General features: G+C 62.0%; 17 protein-coding genes. 11 read left to right on the plus strand and 6 right to left on the minus strand.

Translation table 11 applies throughout. The features are described 5' to 3' along the window. Positions 1 to 143: 143 nt before the first annotated feature. Together cckA and ACWTU7_RS22520 are read left to right on the plus strand one after the other, a co-directional pair. Positions 144 to 2714 carry a cell cycle histidine kinase CckA gene (gene cckA, locus ACWTU7_RS22515; RefSeq protein ID WP_455840394.1) on the plus strand — a complete coding sequence of 857 codons (2571 nt, stop codon included), beginning with the start codon at positions 144 to 146 and terminating at the stop codon, positions 2712 to 2714. Between the two features lie 86 nt (positions 2715 to 2800). Next, positions 2801 to 3511 (plus strand): purine-nucleoside phosphorylase, encoded by a 711-nt coding sequence (locus ACWTU7_RS22520; RefSeq protein ID WP_455840395.1) that lies wholly within the window; start codon positions 2801 to 2803, stop codon positions 3509 to 3511. On the opposite strand, the gene ACWTU7_RS22525 is transcribed toward ACWTU7_RS22520, so the two are convergent. Next, complete coding sequence (locus tag ACWTU7_RS22525) at positions 3508 to 3813, minus strand: ribbon-helix-helix domain-containing protein (RefSeq protein WP_287339090.1); 306 nt, start codon at positions 3811 to 3813, stop codon at positions 3508 to 3510. The genes ACWTU7_RS22520 and ACWTU7_RS22525 overlap by 4 nt on opposite strands. Before the next feature lie 261 nt (positions 3814 to 4074). Here ACWTU7_RS22525 and ACWTU7_RS22530 point away from each other — a divergent pair, with 261 nt between their 5' ends. The 3 genes from ACWTU7_RS22530 to ACWTU7_RS22540 all read left to right on the plus strand — a co-directional run bounded on the left by ACWTU7_RS22530 (position 4075) and on the right by ACWTU7_RS22540 (position 6718). Further along, positions 4075 to 4470: a VOC family protein gene (locus tag ACWTU7_RS22530; protein WP_455840396.1), complete on the plus strand. Its 396-nt coding sequence runs from the start codon at positions 4075 to 4077 to the stop codon at positions 4468 to 4470. Positions 4471 to 4549: 79 nt separating this feature from the next. Continuing rightward, positions 4550 to 5098: a gluconate 2-dehydrogenase subunit 3 family protein gene (locus tag ACWTU7_RS22535; protein ID WP_455840397.1), complete on the plus strand. Its 549-nt coding sequence runs from the start codon at positions 4550 to 4552 to the stop codon at positions 5096 to 5098. A 48-nt stretch (positions 5099 to 5146) separates the two neighbouring features. Next, positions 5147 to 6718 (plus strand): GMC family oxidoreductase, encoded by a 1572-nt coding sequence (locus ACWTU7_RS22540; RefSeq protein WP_455840398.1) that lies wholly within the window; start codon positions 5147 to 5149, stop codon positions 6716 to 6718. Positions 6719 to 6785: 67 nt separating this feature from the next. On the opposite strand, the gene ACWTU7_RS22545 is transcribed toward ACWTU7_RS22540, so the two are convergent. After that, the gene (locus ACWTU7_RS22545; protein WP_029352905.1) at positions 6786 to 7181 is read right to left on the minus strand and encodes a hypothetical protein; all 396 of its coding nucleotides are present in this window, start codon (positions 7179 to 7181) and stop codon (positions 6786 to 6788) included. Between the two features lie 301 nt (positions 7182 to 7482). Between ACWTU7_RS22545 and urtA the strand changes: the two genes are divergently transcribed. The 6 genes from urtA (at position 7483) to ACWTU7_RS22575 (ending at position 13957) form a co-directional block, all read left to right on the plus strand. Then, positions 7483 to 8793, plus strand: a complete 1311-nt coding sequence (urtA, locus tag ACWTU7_RS22550) for an urea ABC transporter substrate-binding protein (protein ID WP_455840399.1) — start codon at positions 7483 to 7485, stop codon at positions 8791 to 8793. Between the two features lie 125 nt (positions 8794 to 8918). Beyond that, positions 8919 to 10535, plus strand: coding sequence for an urea ABC transporter permease subunit UrtB (gene urtB / locus ACWTU7_RS22555; RefSeq protein WP_455840400.1), 1617 nt, complete (start codon positions 8919 to 8921; stop codon positions 10533 to 10535). After that, the gene (urtC, locus tag ACWTU7_RS22560) at positions 10532 to 11764 is read left to right on the plus strand and encodes an urea ABC transporter permease subunit UrtC (protein ID WP_455840401.1); all 1233 of its coding nucleotides are present in this window, start codon (positions 10532 to 10534) and stop codon (positions 11762 to 11764) included. The genes urtB and urtC overlap by 4 nt, the downstream gene beginning before the upstream one ends. A gap of 3 nt (positions 11765 to 11767) precedes the next feature. Then, positions 11768 to 12514 (plus strand): urea ABC transporter ATP-binding protein UrtD, encoded by a 747-nt coding sequence (gene urtD / locus ACWTU7_RS22565; RefSeq protein WP_455840402.1) that lies wholly within the window; start codon positions 11768 to 11770, stop codon positions 12512 to 12514. Positions 12515 to 12584: 70 nt separating this feature from the next. Then, positions 12585 to 13280: an urea ABC transporter ATP-binding subunit UrtE gene (urtE, locus tag ACWTU7_RS22570; RefSeq protein WP_029352897.1), complete on the plus strand. Its 696-nt coding sequence runs from the start codon at positions 12585 to 12587 to the stop codon at positions 13278 to 13280. A gap of 500 nt (positions 13281 to 13780) precedes the next feature. Then, entirely contained in the window at positions 13781 to 13957 is a 177-nt protein-coding gene (locus ACWTU7_RS22575; RefSeq protein ID WP_082982505.1) for a hypothetical protein, read from the plus strand. Positions 13958 to 13995: 38 nt separating this feature from the next. Here the strand turns inward: ACWTU7_RS22575 and ACWTU7_RS22580 are convergent, their stop codons facing one another. The 4 genes from ACWTU7_RS22580 to uvrA all read right to left on the minus strand — a co-directional run bounded on the left by ACWTU7_RS22580 (position 13996) and on the right by uvrA (position 19504). Next, positions 13996 to 15147: a GGDEF domain-containing protein gene (locus tag ACWTU7_RS22580; RefSeq protein WP_455840403.1), complete on the minus strand. Its 1152-nt coding sequence runs from the start codon at positions 15145 to 15147 to the stop codon at positions 13996 to 13998. Positions 15148 to 15243: 96 nt separating this feature from the next. Continuing rightward, positions 15244 to 16050 (minus strand): DUF72 domain-containing protein, encoded by an 807-nt coding sequence (locus tag ACWTU7_RS22585; RefSeq protein WP_455840404.1) that lies wholly within the window; start codon positions 16048 to 16050, stop codon positions 15244 to 15246. Positions 16051 to 16077: 27 nt separating this feature from the next. Then, positions 16078 to 16548, minus strand: coding sequence for a GNAT family N-acetyltransferase (locus ACWTU7_RS22590; protein ID WP_455840405.1), 471 nt, complete (start codon positions 16546 to 16548; stop codon positions 16078 to 16080). A 34-nt stretch (positions 16549 to 16582) separates the two neighbouring features. Further along, positions 16583 to 19504, minus strand: coding sequence for an excinuclease ABC subunit UvrA (gene uvrA / locus ACWTU7_RS22595; RefSeq protein ID WP_455840406.1), 2922 nt, complete (start codon positions 19502 to 19504; stop codon positions 16583 to 16585). Positions 19505 to 20225 lie beyond the last annotated feature (721 nt).

Raw genomic sequence — 20225 nt, forward strand, 5'->3', positions numbered from 1 at the left:
TAATGCGAATTTCGGATTCACCACACCAGGCGCCGAACGGGCGTCATTTTTAGCGGACATTTGCCGCCAAGGCCTTTTCCGGACCCTGAGAATGTGATTCAACCGGGCAGGGGCAAGTACCGGATTTCACGAGCAGGGGGCACATGGCCAAGGACGCGCGCGGCGATTTCTATCCGGTACCGATCGTCGACCAGAACACGCGACCGGGTGCGGTCACCCGGCTCATCGTCTTCATCGTCGTCCTGACTGGCGCCGCGATCGTCTTCGGCCTTTTCCGCGAACGTCTTGGCGACCCATTCCTGCTTGGAATGCTTGGTGTGCTGGCGATGATCGGTGTCGGCTTCCTGTTCGCCACCGCCATCGGCTTCGTGCAGATCACACCGCGCTCGACGAGTGACGAGCTGTCGAAAGCGTTCGTCGATTCGATGTCGCAAGGTCTTCTAGTCACCGACACCAAGGGTCGTGTCGTCTACGCCAACCGGGCCTATGCCGACATGACGGGCGCGGCGTCCGCGGCGGATCTCAAGACGGTCGAAGGTTTGCTGTCCGACGTTCCCGAGGCCTCAGTGACCATATACCGGCTCGCCTCCGGCCTGCGCGACGGCCAGCCCGGCGACGGGGAGTTTCGGCTTGCGCAATCCATTCGACCCGGCGCCGAGCCGGGCGCGCGCTGGTATCGTGCCCGCGCCCGCGCCTTCAGCGTCCCGGGCCAGCGGCTGCCCTTGCTCGCCTGGCAACTCGCCGACATCTCGGAAGAACGGGCCGAGCAAGAGCGGTTCTTCCTCGATCTGCAGGAGGCCATCGATCATCTCGACCATGCGCCGGCCGGCTTCTTTTCGGCCGATCAGGAAGGCCGCGTCACCTACATCAACGCCACGCTTGCGGAGTGGCTGGGCATCGACCTGGCGAGTTTCACGCCTGGCGCCGTCACCCTTCCGGAGATCGTCGCCGGCGACGGCATGGCGCTGGTCCGCTCGGTCAAGGCCGATCCCGGCACCACGCGCAATGCGGTCATCGATCTCGATCTGACGACAGTGAAGGGCGAGGCGCTGCCCGTGCGTTTCATGCATAGGGTCTCGGCCAGCCGCGAGGGCGTCAACGGTCCGACGCGCACCATCGTGCTCAACCGGACGCAAGGCGAGGACGCTTCCGCCGACCTTCGCGCCTCGGAGATCCGCTTCACCCGCTTTTTCAATTCGACGCCGATGGCAATAGCAGCTGTCGACAACAGCGGGCGCATCTTGCGCACCAACGCGCCTTTCCTGTCGCTGTTTTCCTCCGTCGTCGACGGGGACGCGGTCGATCGGCGCGTGCGGCTGGACTCGGTGATCCATGAGCGCGACCGGCCCGCCTTTGCCGCGGCGTTCGAGAAAGCGCGACAAAGGCAGGCTGACATCGAACCAATCGATACGCTGCTGCCCGGCAATGAAGAACGGCATATGCGCTTCTACGTCAACGCGGTCGCCGACGGCACCGGCGAGGGCGCCGAAGAATCGGCCATCGTCTACGCCGTCGAGACCACCGAGCAAAAGGCGCTCGAGGGCCAGATGGCTCAAAGCCAGAAGATGCAGGCGGTCGGCCAGCTTGCCGGCGGCATCGCACACGACTTCAACAATGTACTGACCGCCATCATCATGGCGTCGGACCTTTTGTTGACCAATCATCGCCCGTCGGACCCGTCCTTCCCGGACATCATGAACATCAAGCAGAACGCCAACCGGGCGGCGTCGCTGGTGCGGCAGCTTCTGGCCTTCTCGCGCAAGCAGACGCTGCGGCCGGAGGTGCTCAACCTGACCGACGTGCTAGCCGATCTGCGGATGCTGCTGGCCCGTCTGGTCGGCAACGACATAAAGCTGAAGGTCGATCATGGCCGCGATCTGTGGCCGGTGAAGGTCGACATCGGGCAGTTCGAGCAGGTGGTGGTCAATCTGGCGGTTAATGCGCGCGATGCGATGCCGAACGGCGGCGACCTCACCGTGCGCACCCGGAATGTGACCATAGAGGAGAGCAAGAGCCTTCCCTACCGCGAACTTGCGCCGGCCGATTATGTGGTGGTCGAAGTCGAAGACACCGGCAGCGGCATCGCCCCCGAAGTACTCAAGAAGATTTTCGAACCGTTCTTCACCACCAAGGAGGTCGGCAAGGGCACTGGCCTCGGCCTGTCGATGGTCTATGGCATCATCAAGCAGACAGGCGGCTTCATCTTCTGCGAATCCGAGGTCGGCAAGGGATCGGTGTTCCGCATCTTCCTGCCGCGCTACATTGCAGAGGCGAGAACGGGGGGCGAACCCGGCGAGGCGCCGGCTGCACCGGCAAAGATCGCCGACGCAGCCAAGGATCTGTCTGGTTCGGCCACGGTGCTGCTCGTCGAGGACGAAGATGCCGTGCGGATGGGCGGCATGCGGGCCCTGACGTCGCGCGGCTATACCGTCCACGAAGCGTCCTCAGGCGTCGAGGCGCTGGAAGTCTTCGAGGCGCTCGGCGGCAAGGTCGACATTGTCGTGTCCGATGTGGTGATGCCTGAGATGGATGGGCCGACGCTGCTTGGCGAATTGCGCAAGCGGCAGCCGGACATCAAATTCGTCTTCGTATCCGGCTACGCGGAGGATGCGTTCGCTAAAAACCTGCCGGCAGACGCGCATTTCGGTTTCCTGCCGAAGCCGTTTTCGCTCAAGCAACTGGCCACAATCGTCAAGGATGTGCTGGAATCTTAGGGCTTACTAATTCTCGCACTTGCGAAATGGCGCGAGACTGCCATGATTATGGGCGAAACGGGCGGCGGGTTTTGGGGGAGCATGCCGTGACGCCGCACAACGAGGCAGGCAAGGGTGATTATGCCGCAACAGTGCTGTTGCCGGGCGACCCGCAGCGTGCCGAATGGATGGCGGAAACCTTTCTGGAGGCGCCGCGCTGCGTTAACCGTCGAAGGGAAGCCCTCGGTTTTACCGGCCTGTTTCGCGGCAAGCCCGTGAGCATCCAGTCCACCGGCATCGGCGTCTCGTCATTCCTGATCTACGCGCATGAATTGCTGGATTTCCACGGCGTGAGGACACTGATCCGCACCGGTACCTGTGGTGCCCTAACTGCCGCGGTTAAACTGCGCAGCCTGGTGATCTCGCAGTCGGTGCGCGGTGAAAGTGCCGAGAGCGGCCAGGTTTTTGGGCTCTATGGTGCTGATGCCGGCCCCGATCCGGCGCTATTTTCCCGAGCCTTAGCCCGAGCTGCCGGAATCGGCATCGAACATCAGGCTGGGCTGACCATCTGCAGCGATATATTCTATCATCCTCAGGGGCGCGATCGCTTCGCCGAAGCGCAGGCCCACGGCGCGCTGGCCGTGGATATGGAGACCAGTGCGCTCTATCGCATCGCGGCGCATTTCGGCGCCCGGGCGCTGTCGATCCTGACTGTCGTCGACAATGTGGTGACCGGCGAGCAAACCGATTATTCCGAACGCCAGGCGCTTTTCACCGATATGACTCGCCTGGCACTCGATGTTGCGATCGAAAGTTAAGCTGCTTGCCGCTTCGGGGCCGTGTGTTCTTCGATGCCCGGCCGATGGCCGCGCAGATAGAGGGCACAGGTCGTGCGCAACATCGAGGCGAAGTTCGGAACCTGGCCATTGATCTCTATGGCCTCGTCATAAAGCTTCGAGATGAATTTCGGCGTCGTTAAACCTTGGCTGTCGGCGATCTCGTCGAGCAATGCCCAGAACGTCGCCTCGAGCTGGATGCTCGTCGAGTGCCCATCGATGCGGATCGATCGATTGATCTGCCGGTAGCCCTCCGGATCCTGCCCGGCAAAAACCCTGCACATCGTTACCTCCCGTTCTTAGTGGTCTTGGCCATTCTTGTTGACTTTAGGCGCAATCAGCAGCGATTCGCGCCTTTGAGCAGTGCCTATTGCGGCCAATTATCTTCAGCCGGAAAGCGGAAAACAGCAATCGGACTTTCGTCCTTAGGCGGTTTGCCACCCCGTCGTTAGATTAGCGCGTGGTAATCGGCTGCCACCACCTTTGCCGCAACCCGCGCATAATCACGCCGACGCGCATAAGGTGCTGGTGCGACGGAGTGTCATTTGGCGAAGACGATCCACACCATGATCCGGGTTCTGCACGAGGCCCGTTCCATCGACTTCTACCGGAAAGCCTTTGGGCTGGACGTCGCTGAACGGCTCGATTTCGAAACCTTCACGCTCGTCTATCTGAGCAATGCCGAGGCGGGCTTCGAAGTCGAGCTCACCGTCAATAAGGGCCGCCAGGAGCCTTATTCGCTCGGCGACGGCTACGGCCATCTCGCGGTTTCGGTCGCCGATCTGGACAGCGAACATGACCGGCTCGGCGCGCTTGGCCTGAGCCCGAAGAAGATCGTCGAGTTCAACCGCGACGGAGCGCTGCTCGCGCGCTTCTTCTTCATCGAGGATCCCGACGGCTACAAGATCGAGGTTCTGCAGCGTCAGGGCCGGTTCAAATAGGAGACGTTACGGCCGTACCGGCCAGCGGGCGCCAGCCAGGGCACCTTCGGGTGCGAACAGCAAGCAAAGGGAGGAACAAATGGTCACGATTTATGAGAGAAAGCCGGCCCATGAAAGGAAGCCCGGGCTATCGCGCCGCGAGCTTCTGAAGCGCGGCGGTGTCGGCGCGTTGCTGGTCATTTCGGGTAGTGCCGTCATCAGCCCGGAACATGCCTGGGGTCTCGAAACATCTGCGCTCAAGCCCGAAACCATGGCGACCCTGATCCAGATGGCGCGCGACATCTATCCGCACGACCAAGTGCCTGACAAATATTACGCAATCGCCGTCAAGGCCCATGACCAGCAGGCCGGCAAAGACCCAGCCCATAAGGACCTCATCGAAAACGGCATCGCCGAACTCGACTCGAAGTCGGGTAAGGGTGGCTACACCAGCCTCGGCTGGGAGGAGCAGCGCGTTGCCGTGCTAAGAGAGATCGAGGACACGCCGTTCTTCCAGGCAGTCCGTGGCGGGCTTGTCGTCGGTCTCTACAACCAAAAAGAGGTCTGGCCGATCTTCGGCTACGAGGGCGAGTCCTACTCCAAGGGCGGCTACATGGCGCGCGGGTTCGACGACATCGAGTGGCTCTGAGCCCCCGTCGTCCCAAACCGTACACAATAGACATCATGGGAGGAAACCATGGCAGCACCATTTGATCTCACGAACGACGGCGTGGTTGTCATCATCGGCTCCGGCGCAGGCGGCGGCACGCTCGGCAATGAACTCGCCCAGAAAGGCATCGATGTCGTCATCCTGGAGGCGGGCGCACGCCACGAATACGAGGATTTCATCAACGACGAGTGGGATTCATTCGCCCAACTCGCCTGGACGGACAGGCGCACGACCTCGGGCGACTGGCGGGTGGCGAAAGATTTTCCCAATCTGCCGGCATGGATCGTCAAGGCGGTCGGCGGCTCGACCACGCACTGGGCGGGCGCCTCGCTGCGCTTTCAGGAGCATGAATTCAGAACGCTTTCGACCTACGGAAAACTAGAAGGCGCGAACCTGCTCGATTGGCCGATCACGCTTGCCGAGCTGGAGCCCTACTACGCAAAGGCCGAAGATAAGCTGGGCGTGACGCTCACCAACAACATCCCAGGCCTTCCCGGCAACAACAACTTCAAGGTGATGAAGGCCGGCGCCGACAAGCTCGGCTACAAGGAGTGCCACACCGGCCGGATGGCAATCAATTCCGAGCCGCGCGACGACCGCAATGCCTGCCAGCAGACCGGCTTCTGCTTCCAGGGCTGCAAATGGGGCGCCAAATGGTCGACGCTCTATAGCGAAATTCCCAAGGGCGAGGCGACCGGCCATCTCGAGGTCAGGCCGAACGCCATGGCTATCAAGATCAACCACGATGCGTCAGGCAAGGTGACCGGCGTCGTCTATGCCGACAAGGACGGCAGACTGCAGGAACAGAAGGCCCGCATCGTCGCCGTGGCCGGAAATTCGATCGAGAGCCCCCGGCTGCTGCTCAATTCGGCATCGAGCCAGTTTCCCGACGGTCTTGCCAATTCATCGGGGCAGGTCGGCAAGAACTACATGCGCCACACCACGGGCTCGGTCTACGGCATCTTCGACAAGCCGGTGCATATGTATCGCGGCACCACCATGGCCGGTATCATCCGCGATGAGGCCCGCAACGATCCTTCGCGCGGCTTCGTCGGCGGCTACGAGCTTGAGACGCTGTCGCTCGGCCTGCCGTTCATGGCCGCCTTCCTCAATCCCGGCGGCTGGGGGCGTTCCTTCACCACGGCGCTCGACCACTACGACCATATGGCCGGCATGTGGATCGTCGGCGAAGACATGCCGCGCGAGGAAAACCGCATCACGCTGCATGCCGATCTCAAGGACGAGCACGGCATGGCGGTGGCGGACGTCCATTTCGACGACCATGCCAACGACACGGCAATGCGAGACCACGCCTACAAGCAGGGCTCGGCGCTTTACGCAGCGGTGGGTGCGACCCGGACCTTCCCGACGCCACCCTATCCGTCGACCCACAATCTCGGCACCAACCGGATGAGCGAGAAGGCGGCCGACGGCGTCGTCAACAAGCATGGCCAGGCGCACGACATCAAGAACCTGTTCGTGTCGGATGGCAGCCAGTTCACCACCGGCGGCGCTGAAAATCCAACATTGACGATCGTGTCGCTGGCGATCCGTCAGGCCGACTATATCGCTGGACAGATGTCGGCCAAGAGCATTTAGCGATACCCTCTCGACTGCCTGTTGGCGCGGAACCTCGCAAGGTTTCGCGCCTCTTCTTGTCGGCTGTTCAACGCTTCGTGCAGGTCGAGGCGGTGAAGGCGCCGTCAGGCTGCTTCATGATGATGTCGAAGGACGGGCTGGTTTGACCGTCCAGGATGGCTTGCGTGAGCGAGATCGAGTTGCCGCCGGTCGTATAGCCGCCCAACGGTCCCAACCATGTAATCTCGCCATTTGTATCCATCTGATAATTGTAGCCCTGCCGGGCGGTTCCGAAGGTCACCGGACCGCTATAGACATTTCCCTTGATGGTGATGTCGCCAAGGCTGAGGAACATGCCAAGCAGATAGACTTCGCAGTGATAGGTCCCGTCCGGCAATTTGCCGTGGGTGAAATCGGCGCGTGCACTGCCGGTGGCCGCAACCAGAAGCATGGTGCTGAAAATACGAGAAATCCTGGAGGTCATGACGTCGCTCTTTTGAAGATCGAGCTTGCCGCATTTTCCTGCGGCGCTGCAACCTTTCGTCGTCTTTGATACGGCGTTGCTCAAAATTCATGCATTAATTCGTGAGTGATCAAAACTTAGGCGAGAGCGGGGAATTTTTTCTCAATCAGAACACCTGCGGCGGCGCTTAACTTTGGCGGCTAATATATTAACTAGCTGATAGAGCAAGAAAATCTAAGCCCACTCAATTTTGCTTCCGCGGTTGGCACAGCGGTTGCATGGTCTGTTTGCGATGCGATCAACCAGCTAGGGAGTTTGAAATATGAGGGGCAGTTTCTCGACAATAACAAAAATGTTTTCGGCAGGCGCTGTCACAGCCGGCTTGCTGATGAGTGTCCCGGCCAGGGCGGCTGACGACACGATCAAGGTGGGTATTCTCCACTCGCTGTCGGGGACCATGGCGATTTCGGAGACGACGCTGAAGGACGCCATGCTGATGCTCATCGAAAAGCAGAATGCAAAGGGCGGCCTGCTCGGCAAGAAGCTCGAAGCGGTCGTCGTCGATCCGGCTTCGAACTGGCCGCTGTTCGCCGAAAAGGCACGCGAACTGATCTCCAAGAACAAGGTCGCGGCGGTGTTCGGTTGCTGGACCTCAGTGTCGCGCAAATCGGTGCTGCCGGTGTTCAGCGAACTCGACAACATCCTTTTCTACCCCGTCCAGTATGAGGGCGAGGAGAGCGAGCGCAACGTGTTCTACACCGGTGCGGCGCCGAACCAGCAGGCTATTCCGGCCGTCGACTATCTGATGAGCGAGGACGGCGGGTCGGTGAAGCGCTGGGTGCTTGAAGGCACCGACTATGTCTATCCACGCACCACCAACAAGATCCTCGAAGCCTATCTGAAGGCCAAGGGCGTCGCTGCCGAAGACATCATGGTCAACTACACGCCGTTCGGCTTCTCCGATTGGCAGACCGAGGTCTCGGCGATCAAGAAGTTCGGCTCGGCCGGCAAGAAGACGGCCGTCGTATCGACCGTCAACGGCGACGCCAACGTGCCGTTCTACAAGGAACTCGGCAACCAGGGCATCAAGGCCGAGGACATCCCGGTCATGGCCTTCTCGGTCGGCGAGGAAGAGCTTGCCGGTCTCGACACCGCGCCGCTCGTCGGTCATCTCGCCGCTTGGAATTATTTCCAGAGCATCGATACGCCCGAGAACGCGAAGTTCATTGCCGACTGGCACAAGTTCATCAAGAACGACAAGCGCACCACCAACGACCCGATGGAAGCCCACTATGTCGGCTTCAACATGTGGGTGAAGGCGGTTGAGAAGGCTGGCACCACCGACCCTGACAAGGTCATCGACGCCGTGATCGGCGTCTCGGTGCCGAACCTGACCGGTGGTTATTCGACCATGATGCCGAACCATCACATCACCAAGCCGGTGCTGATCGGCGAAATCCAGGCCGATGGCCAGTTCGAGACCGTCTCGCAGACGCCTGGCCTGGTGATGGGTGACGAGTGGTCTGACTATCTGGCTGATTCGAAGGACCTGATCTCCGATTGGCGCGCACCTCTGTCCTGCGGCAACTTCAATGTTGCCACCGGCAAGTGCGGCGGTAAGGGAACCAACTGATCCTCCCGGGTCTGACGGTCGCGGATTTCTCCACGACCTAGACCGCGACGCGTCCGGGCGAGCTCCTCCTCTCCTCCAGTCCGCCCGGACGCGAAGTTCAACCCTTCAAGAGTCGCCAGAAATCGATGATCTTCACCCGCGCTATCGGCCTGACGCTGCTGCTCCTCCTGGGGATGCTGTCGCCGTCGAACGCTGCCGAAGCGGATCTGCGCGCCATCATCGCCAAATTTGCCACTGCCTCGAATTTTTCGGCCACCGAAGCTGTCGTGCGCGAGCTGGCGGCCACCGGCGACCCTGCCGTCGAACGCCCGCTTGGCGCGCTTGCGGAGGGCGATCTTTATGTCCGCAAGACCGATTCGCTGGTTTTCATCGGCAAGGAAGGTGGCGGCAGCGTTGAGCTGCTCGACCCCCTGAGCGGTGAAAAGTCCGGCGACGCGGCCAAGGCCGAGATCACCAAGATCAAGGTCAACAATACGCTGCGCCGCGCCATCCGCGATGCTTTGGGCATGCTGACGCTCGGCGCTAAAGACCCGGCTGCGCGCATTGCTGCTGCCGATACAATGTTCAAGACGCCCGATGCCACGAACATCGAGCCACTCGATGCCGCAATCGCAAGCGAAACCGTGGCAAGCGTCAAAGCGCTGCTCGAACAGGCCCGCGCCGCATCGGTTCTGGTGTCGGACAGGCCGAAGGCCGATAAACTCGCGGCGATCGCCCTGATCGGCGCGCGCGGCGACCGCAACGCACTGTCTCTGCTCACCGCCGTCGAGGCCAATTCCGAAGGCGCGGTCAAGGACGCGGCGACGGCGGCGATCGCCAGCATCAATTCGACGCTGGCGCTGTGGGATGCGGGCCAGAACATCTGGTACGGCATTTCGCTCGGATCGGTGCTGCTGCTGGCGGCGATCGGCCTCGCCATCACCTTCGGCGTCATGGGTGTCATCAACATGGCGCATGGCGAAATGGTCATGCTCGGCGCCTACACGACCTTTGTCGTGCAGGAGGTGATCCGCAATTCCTTTCCCGGCCTGTTCGACTGGTCGCTGGTCATCGCGCTGCCGCTCGCCTTCTTGGTCGCGGCGCTCGTCGGCCTTGTCATCGAGCGGGGCGTCATCCGTTTCCTCTACGGCCGGCCGCTGGAGACGCTGCTGGCGACATGGGGGGTCTCGCTGATCCTGCAGCAGGCCGTGCGCACCATCTTCGGGCCGACCAACCAGGAAGTCGGCAACCCGTCATGGATGTCCGGTTCGTTCGATATCGGCCAGCTTGCGGTTACCTGGAACCGGCTCTGGATACTGGTATTCGCGCTCGGTGTGTTCGCGGTGCTGCTTTATGTGATGAAGCGCACGCCCTGGGGCCTGCAGATGCGCGCCGTCACCGCCAATCGCCGCATGGCCGCGTCTATGGGAATCAGGACGCCATGGGTCGACGCGCTGACCTTTGCGTTGGGGTCCGGAATTGCCGGCATCGCCGGTGTCGCGCTCAGCCAGATCGACAATGTCTCGCCCAATCTCGGCCGCGGCTACATCATCGACAGCTTCATGGTCGTCGTCTTCGGCGGCGTCGGCAATCTATGGGGCACGCTGGTCGGCGCCTTCTCGCTCGGCATCGTCAACAAGTTTCTCGAACCCTATGCCGGGGCAGTCCTCGGCAAGATAGTCGTGCTGGTCCTCATCATCCTGTTCATCCAGAAACGCCCGCGCGGCCTTTTCGCACTTAAGGGCAGGTCGGTGGAAGCATGATCACGGGACGCTTCTTCGCCGCCGGCGCCGACCGCCGCATCGCCATCACGATCTTCATCCTTTTGGCGATCGCCTTCATCGTGCCGCTGCTCAATCTTGCGGTCTCGCCGACAAGTGCGTTCTACGTGCCGTCCTATGTCGTCGCGCTCACCGGGAAATACCTCTGCTACGCGCTGCTCGCCTTGGCGCTCGATCTCGTCTGGGGCTATTGCGGCATCCTTTCGCTCGGCCACGGAGCCTTTTTCGCGCTCGGCGGCTATGCGATGGGCATGTATCTGATGCGCCAGATCGGTTCGCGCGGCGTCTACGGCAATCCCCTGCTACCCGACTTCATGGTGTTCCTGAACTACAAGGAGCTGCCGTGGTTCTGGTACGGTTTCGACCATTTCTGGTTTGCGGCGATCATGGTGCTTGCGGTGCCCGGCCTGCTCGCCTTCGTCTTTGGCTGGTTCGCCTTCCGCAGCCGCGTCACCGGCGTCTATCTGTCGATCATCACCCAGGCGATGACCTATGCGCTGCTGCTTGCGTTTTTCCGCAACGACATGGGTTTCGGCGGCAACAACGGCCTGACCGATTTCAAGGATATTCTCGGCTTCAACGTGCAGGCCGATGCGACTCGCTCGGGATTGTTCGCGGCCAGCGCCATAACGCTGGCGCTCGCCGTCTTCGTCACCTGGGCAATCGTAGGTTCAAAATACGGCAAGCTGCTGATGGCGGTGCGCGACGCCGAGAGCCGCACGCGCTTTCTCGGCTGGCGCGCGGAGAACGTCAAACTGTTCGCCTTCACTGTGTCGGCTGTCATGGCCGGCATTGCCGGCGCGCTCTACGTGCCGCAGGTGGGCATCATCAATCCGGGCGAGTTCGAGCCGTCCAACTCGATCGAGGTGGTGGTATGGGCGGCCGTAGGCGGGCGCGGCACCATCGTCGGGCCGATCATCGGCGCACTCGTGGTCAATGCCGGCAAATCCTGGTTCACCGGCGTGCTGCCGGAGTTCTGGCTGTTTGCGCTTGGCGGCCTGTTTGTCGCCGTCACGCTGTTCCTGCCCCAAGGCATTATCGGCATGTGGGATTCCTGGCGCGGCAATGCCAAGGCGCTGCGCGCGGCCTCGATCGCCGAGGAGGCCGGCACCGATCCTGACGTCCAGCCAACGCCGAAGATCGTTCGCTCGGCTGCGAGAACGCCGGGCGACTGGTCCACATCCAGCCCCGAACCGCAGCCGGCGGAGTGAGCGATGTCGAAGAGCAACACCATCCTCTATCTCGACGGCGTCTCGGTTTCCTTCGACGGCTTTCGCGCCATCAACAACCTGTCGCTGGTGCTCGACAAGGGCGAGATGCGGGCGATCATCGGTCCCAACGGCGCCGGCAAGACAACGATGATGGACATCGTCACCGGCAAGACGCGTCCCGACGCGGGCGAGGTTTACTTCGACGGGCAGGTCGACCTGACCAAACATGACGAGGCCGAAATCGCCATGATGGGCATCGGCAGGAAATTCCAGAAGCCGACCGTCTTCGAAAGCCACACGATCGAGGAGAACCTGATGCTGGCGCTGAAGGGCCCACGCTCGATCTTCCCGGCGCTGTTCCATCGCCGCTCGGCCGCGGAGGCGCGGCAGATCGACGATCTTCTCGGCATCACCCGGCTGGGCGACAAGCGCGATGAACTCGCCGCCAATCTCAGCCACGGCCAGAAGCAATGGCTCGAGATCGGTATGCTGCTGGCGCAGGATCCGAAGCTGCTGCTGGTCGACGAACCGGTTGCCGGCATGACCGACGCCGAGACTGAGGAGACAGCGCGGCTGCTCAAGGATATCGCAAGCGACCATTCGGTCATCGTCGTCGAGCACGACATGCATTTCGTGCGCGAGCTCGGCGTCAAGGTCACCTGCCTGCACGAAGGTTCGGTCCTGTCCGAAGGCTCGCTCGATTTCGTTTCGGCCGACGAGCGTGTCGTCGAAGTTTACCTGGGAAGATGATCATGGTCTGGCGCGTTCCGTTCCATCATTTCGACCTTTCGTTCTTCAGGCGTTGGAGAAGGCGCTGACCATGCTCGAAGTCTCCAACGCCACGCTGCACTACGGCGCCGCCCAGGCGCTGCGTGGCGTCTCGCTGAAGGCCGGCGCGGGCAAGATCACTTGCGTGCTCGGCCGCAACGGCGTCGGCAAAACCAGTTTGATGAGATCGATCGTCGGCCACCACCGGTTGACGAGCGGAAGTGTTGCCTTCGAGGGGAAGGCGCTCGACCGGAGCGCGGCGTATGATCGCGCCCGGTCGGGCATCGCATTCGTGCCGCAGGGCAGGGAGATCTTCCCGCTGCTCACCGTGCGGGAAAACCTCGAATCGGGCTTTGCGCCATTGAAGCGCGCCGACCGCAACATTCCCGGCCACGTCTTCGAATTGTTCCCCGTGCTGAAGCAGATGCTCGGCCGCCGGGGCGGCGACCTTTCCGGCGGCCAGCAGCAGCAGCTTGCCATCGGCAGGGCACTGGTGATGCGGCCGAAACTGCTGGTGCTCGACGAGCCGACCGAAGGCATCCAGCCGTCGATCATCAAGGATATCAGCCGCGCCATTCGCTATTTGCGCGACCAGGCAGGCATCGCCGTGCTGCTGGTTGAACAGTATCTAGATTTCTGCCGGGAACTGGCGGACGAGGTCAACATCATGGACCGCGGCCAGATCGTCCACACCGGCCCGGCCGAGGATCTCGACCGCGCCGATGTCCGCAAGTTCCTGACTGTCTAAAGCCTCAGTGGCGAATCCCAAACCCTCTAGGATTAGCTGAACCATCTCTCCCGTCTTCATCCTGGGGCGAGGCAAGGAGCGAAGCGACGCGGTGCAGACCCCCACGAATCCATGCCGTGACACCCGCCGAAGAGTGCAGGGGCGAAGAGAAAAAGCCGTTCTCCGGCGCCCCCCCATCCTGGACCTGCACCGTGGCGATGCCCTGACGTCACGGCATTGACCCTTGCGTCTTCACCCCGCTTCGCGTCGCTGCACCCAAGGATGACGAAATAACGAAGGTTTACGAGATTTTCTTCAACGACACCGTTTGCAACTCTGGCGCGCCGAAGATTGCATGCTAGGCTTTACTTGGCCTTGTTGAGTCGGCCGCTTTCCGTATCAGTCTCGTTGACAGATCAAGGTGAGGCGTGGGCTCAGCCGGCAGGTTCCGTGCAAGCAGCCCCCTTCTTGAGATCTGATTGTTGTTCAACGCATTTGGGGCACTTGGGCCAGGGCAGCCGATGGAACGTTACGTCGAGGACTACCAGAAACGACGGCTCACCGAGCGCGTCGACATCATGACCGCCATCAACATTCTGAAATCACAAGGATACGACCACGACGAGCTGATCGCAGAGATCACCAAGGTCTTCTATGTCGATCTCGATACCTACAACGAGGTCGTGAAGGCGGCGTGAGGGGTGACGGAAGGGGCGGATGCGCTACCGCGAAGCGGCTAGCTTGCGCGTCGGAAGGTCGAGGCGGCGACGCGGTTGCGACCGCCGCGCTTGGCGGCATAGAGCGCCTTGTCGGCCGCGCTGAGCACCTTGTCGAAGCTTATGCCGTCCTTGCTGCCGAAAGCGTATCCGGCGCTGACCGTACATGTCAGGGGACGGGTTTCGGTCGCGATGACGCGCGCGGCGAAGGCGGTGCGTATACGCTCGGCGATGAATTCCACCGTTTCGGGCAGGGTCCGCTTCAGAACCAGCGCGAATTCCTCTCCGCCCATGCGCGCGGCGACATCGGTCGGGCGAAGGTTCTCGACCAGTTCCTCGGCGAACACTTTCAGCACCTGATCGCCCGTGGCGTGGCCGAATTCGTCGTTGATGGCCTTGAAGCGGTCGAGGTCGAACACGACCACAGCCGTGAACGCCCCGATCGGAGCGCCGCCATTGAGGTCGAACAAAGCGCGACGATTGAGCAGGCCGGTCAGCGGATCGGTCAGCGCATCCAGACGGTGATGCCGAGCCAGACGGCCTTGGTTGAGCGCCAGCGAAAGGGCGCCGATGCCGGTCATGCTGGCGATGACCACGACGAGGCTCAGATCCTCGGCCCAGTTGCTGGGCGCATGTCCGAGGACAAGCTTCCCATCCCATGCAAGAGCCATGGCACACAGCACAAAGGAAATGCCGGTGGTCGAGTAGAGCACGGTAAGGCCGATGATCGGGACAGGGGCTTCCGCGCGCCCGATCCAGTACTGATAGGCCGTTGCAAATAGAAGCAGGGCGGCAAGGAGATTTTCGAACATGAAGCCGAGCCCGTCATAGCCGAGCGCCATCGGCGGCAGCGCCAGGGCCAGCGAGATGCAGCTGCCGAGAACCGTCAGCGGGATCGGCGACAGGCCGCTCCTGAACTGGTAGGCGGCGCCCAGCATGGTCGAGAACCCAACCAGGAGCAGGGCGAACGTCGCGATGCCGAGAATGCGTCCGGGCGTCTCGATATAGTCCTTGTAGATAACAACGTCGCCGACGATCAACAAAGCGCTGATCGCCCATGTCAGCAGAAACTTTTCAGTTCGCGCGGTCAGCCAGATGCCGAACAATGTCAGGCTCAGGCAGGCGGCGGAAAAACCGACAGCCAGCAGAAGTGAGTGGTAGTCAAGCGACATGCCCTAACCCGCGGCTGCCTTAGCTCCGCGGATTCATGAAGCAAGGAGGTATCGATAAGGTTACGACGGCGGTGAAGGTGTCACAATTCGAGATCGTCAGCCTGAGACGCGTTTCATCAGCGCCATGGCGCCGAACGGTGCGCGGACCTTGCCCTCGGTGATGAAGTAGACGAACACATCACGCGGTTTTACCGGTGCGTCGGTCGAGGGGTCGACGCGCGGCAGGTCGGCCGGCGCCTTGCCTTCCGACCAGGTTTTGGCACGCGCCGCCCACTCATCGAGCCCCTTCGGCGTGTAGCAGTCGGGATTGTCGTCGCTGCCGGTCTGCAGCCGCGCATAGATGAAATCGCCGGTGATGTCGGCGATCCCTGGATATTTGGCGTGATCGGCATAGACGATCGCGACCTTGTATTTGCGCGCCAGGGCGGCGAATTCCGGCACGACGAAGCTATCGTTGCGCACCTCCACCGCATGGCGCAGCGCAACGCCGTCCTGCTTTTCAGGCAATAGCTTGAGGAAGGCCTCGAAATCGTCCGGGTCGAACTTTTTCGTCGGCGCGAACTGCCACAGGATCGGCCCGAGCTTGTCGCCGAGTGCGGCGACGCCCGACCCCAGGAAGCGCGTCATCGACTCGCCGGCCTCGCCGAGCACGCGTCGGTTGGTGACGAAGCGGTTGCCTTTAAGCGAATAGACGAAGCCATCCGGCGCTTCGTTAGCCCATTTGACGAAGGTCGGCTCCTTGAAACTCGAATAATAGGTGCCGTTGACCTCGATGCTCGGCACCTGCCGGGTTGCGTAGTGCAGTTGCTTCGCCTTGGACAGTTTGTCCGGATAGAAGGACGTGTCCCATGGCTCGAAGCTCCAGCCGCCCATGCCGGCGCGAATTGTTCCTGATTGAGTCACTGTCGTCCTCCCGTTTGCTTCAAAGGATCAGGCGATCGCCGTTGTCTGGGCGGCTTTAGCCATGTCGACGATCGTCCATCCTGGCCGGTACGGATTGGGCCGGCGACCCGTTTCGTGAAAGCCACAGGCTTTGTAGAGCGCGATGTTCCGCTCCATCTTCGCGTTGGTGTAGAGCCGCACCTCGGGCAGATGCCATAGGCGCGTCTGTTCGTCCGCCCATCTCAGTAGGGCGATGCCGAAACCATTGCCCTGGAAGGCAGGGCCGACGGCGACGGAGAAGATCATTGTGTGGTCCGGGTGCCGCTCGATGACAATCAGTCCGGCCGGCTCGCCGCTGCTTTCCAGCAGCCAGACTTCGCCGCGTCCGATCCGCGGCGCATAGTCTTCGGTGACCGGGATCGGCGGCGCGCCGAACAAGGCTGTGTAGGGCGCGTAGGCGGCGTCGGTCAGCTGGGCGACAGCGTCAAGATCACCGGCAAGCGCTCTTCTGATCTTCATTTGAAGGTTCTTCCAGACGCCAGCCAGTCCTCATTCACTCCGCCGCTTCGCGCTTGCCCCCGGGCCGCCGCTCCAGCAGTTCCCGCAGGAACTGGCCGGTGTAGCTGCGCTTCTCGCGGATGATATCCTCCGGCGTGCCGGACGCCACCAGCTCGCCGCCGCCGTCGCCGCCTTCGGGGCCGAGGTCGAGCACCCAGTCGGCGGTCTTGATGACCTCGAGATTGTGCTCGATGACGACCACCGTATTGCCCTGGTCGACCAGCTCGTGCAGCACTTCGAGCAGTTTGGCGACGTCGTGGAAATGCAGGCCGGTGGTCGGCTCGTCGAGGATGTAGAGCGTCTTGCCGGTCGCCTTGCGCGACAGCTCCTTGGCGAGCTTGATGCGCTGCGCCTCGCCGCCCGACAGCGTCGTCGCCTGCTGGCCGACATGGATGTAGCCGAGGCCGACCTGCTTCAGCGTCTCCAGCTTGTCGCGCACGCCGGGCACCGCGGCGAAGAAATCGACGCCCTCCTCGACCGTCATATCGAGCACGTCGGCAATCGACTTGCCCTTGAACAGGACGTCGAGCGTCTCGCGGTTGTAGCGCTTGCCATGGCAGACGTCGCAGGTGACATAGACGTCCGGCAGGAAGTGCATCTCGATCTTGATGACGCCGTCGCCCTGGCAGGCCTCGCAGCGGCCGCCCTTGACGTTGAACGAGAAGCGGCCCGGCTGATAGCCGCGCGCCTTGGATTCTGGCAGGCCGGCGAACCAGTCGCGGATCGGCGTGAAGGCGCCGGTATAGGTGGCGGGATTGGAGCGCGGCGTCCGTCCAATGGGCGACTGGTCGATATCGATGACCTTGTCGAGGAACTCAAGGCCCTCGATGCGGTCATGATCGGCCGGGTGCTCGCGAGAGCCCATGATGCGGCGCGACGCCGCCTTGAACAGCGTTTCGATCAGGAAGGTCGACTTGCCGCCGCCGGAGACGCCTGTGACGGCGGTGAAGGTGCCGAGCGGGATTTCGGCGGTAACGTTCTTCAGATTGTTGCCGCGCGCGCCGACGATCTTCAGACGCCGGTTCTTCTTGGCTTCGCGCCGCACGGCCGGCGTCGCCACTTCGAGCTCGCCCGACAGATACTTGCCGGTGATCGAGGCCGGGCTGGCCATGATCTGCTGCGGCGTTCCCTGCGCGATGATGTGGCCACCATGGATGCCGGCGGCCGGGCCGATGTCGACGACATAGTCGGCATGCAGGATGGCGTCCTCGTCATGCTCGACGACGATCACCGTGTTGCCGATGTCGCGCAGGTGCTTCAGCGTGTCGAGCAGGCGCGCATTGTCGCGCTGGTGCAGGCCGATCGACGGCTCGTCCAGCACATAGAGCACGCCGGTGAGGCCGGAGCCGATCTGCGAGGCCAGGCGAATGCGCTGGCTCTCGCCGCCCGACAGTGTGCCGGAATTACGCGACAGCGTCAGGTAGTCGAGCCCGACATCGTTGAGGAAGCGCAACCGCTCGCGGATCTCTTTGAGCACGCGCACCGCGATCTCGTTCTGCTTGTCGCTGAGCGAGCCGGGCAGGGCGGTAAACCATTGGTCGGCCTTGCGGATCGACAGTTCGGTGACCTCGCCGATATGCTTGCCGGCAATCTTCACCGCAAGCGCTTCCGGCTTCAGCCGGTAGCCGCGGCAGGCCGGGCAAGGCGTGGCCGACATGAAGCGCTCGATCTCCTCGCGCATCCAGGCAGATTCGGTCTCCTTCCAACGCCGCTCGAGATTGGGGATGACCCCTTCGAAGATTTTCGTCGTCTTGTAGGAGCGCAGGCCGTCATCGTACTGGAAGGTGACCTCGCGCTCGCCGGTGCCATGCAGGATGGCTTGCTTTGCCTCTTCGGTCAGATCCCTGAACTTGTCGCCGAGCTTGAAGCCATAGACCTTGCCCAGCGCCTCCAGCGTCTGCACGTAATAGGGCGAGGTCGATTTCGCCCACGGGCTGACGGCGCCGGCACGCAGGGACAGGTTGTCGTCGGGCACGATCAGACTGGCGTCGATGGCGCGCTGGCTGCCGAGGCCGTCGCAGGTCGGGCAAGCGCCGAACGGGTTGTTGAAGGAGAACAGCCGCGGCTCGATCTCGGGAATGGTGAAGCCTGACACCGGGCAGGCGAACTTTTCCGAGAACAGAATACGTTCGTGCGTCTCGTTCTTCGACTTGTTGACCGAATCCTCGCCGGTCTGGCTGGAGTCGAGCGGACGGTCGGCGAATTCGGCCACCGCCAGCCCGTCGGCGAGCTTCAGCGCGGTTTCGATGGAATCGGCAAGCCGCGTCGCCAGATCGCCGCGCACCACGATGCGGTCGACGACGACATCGAGATCATGCTTGTACTTCTTGTCCAGCGCCGGCACGTCGGCGATTTCGTAGAAGACACCGTCGACCTTGACGCGCTGGAAGCCCTTTTTCTGCAGCTCCAGCAGTTCCTTGCGGTACTCGCCTTTGCGGCCTCGCACCATCGGCGCCAGGATGAACAGACGCGTGCCTTCCTCGATCGCCAGCACGCGGTCGACCATCTGCGACACCGTCTGGCTCTCGATCGGCAGGCCGGTGGCCGGCGAGTAGGGGACGCCGACGCGCGCGAACAGCAGCCGCATGTAGTCGTAGATTTCCGTGACGGTGCCGACCGTCGAGCGTGGATTCTTCGAGGTGGTCTTCTGCTCGATCGAGATAGCCGGCGACAGGCCGTCGATCTGGTCGACGTCAGGCTTCTGCATCATTTCGAGGAATTGCCGCGCATAGGCCGACAGACTCTCCACGTAGCGGCGCTGGCCCTCGGCATAGATGGTGTCGAAGGCGAGCGACGACTTGCCGGAGCCCGACAGGCCGGTCATGACGATCAGGCTGTCACGCGGCAGGTCGAGATCGACATTCTTCAGATTGTGTTCGCGCGCCCCGCGAATGGAAAGATATTTATGGTCGGCCATTGCCGGTCGCCGCCTCAGGTCTGGACTTTCGTGGGATGGCGGGTTGTCCCGGCCATCCCCTATGTAGGTAATTTCGCCACCTTTTCGAGAGACGCCACAACTCTCGACCAGAGCCTTTAACCGTCTTTCGCGCGCGCGGGCAAGCGGAAAGAACAAAGGCCGAACACGTTCCTGACAAAAGCGTCCATGTAATCACGGCCGCCGCGGCGCTGCTCAAAACGGATGCAAATTTCGGATTCGCCATCCAAGCGATCACATTTTTTGTAACCGGCTATCCAACGGTTGACGTCTCAGCCTCAGAGAGTCAGACTCCAAACGTCACCGAAGCCGACCGTCTATCGATGGCCTCGCCGCCTAAGGCGGCCTGCGAGACGCCGCAGGCTTTTGCGATATGCACTTCGGACGACACCAGTCGCATGGACAGAAAAGGAGAGCAGAGGAATGACTCCACCGGACAGTCCCTTGAGGCTCCACGTGTCGCTGGAGCCGCGGCAGGCATAAGTGCCAGGGCCAGGCGTTTACGCCGTCCGACAACCGTGACCTGCCGATCCCCATAAAATCAGAGACTACTAGTCGGATCGTCGGCTGAACGCCGCGAAGCATCCGAAATCAAAGCCGGCAGTGTACTCCCGGCAAATTGGATTTCAGATCCAAAAAAGCCCCGACCGTTTGCGGAAGCAGCGGCGGGGCTGTTTGCGTCAGATGGCCGCCGCAAGCGCTC

The sequence above is a fragment of the Mesorhizobium sp. BHscii genome (genome assembly GCF_053848065.1).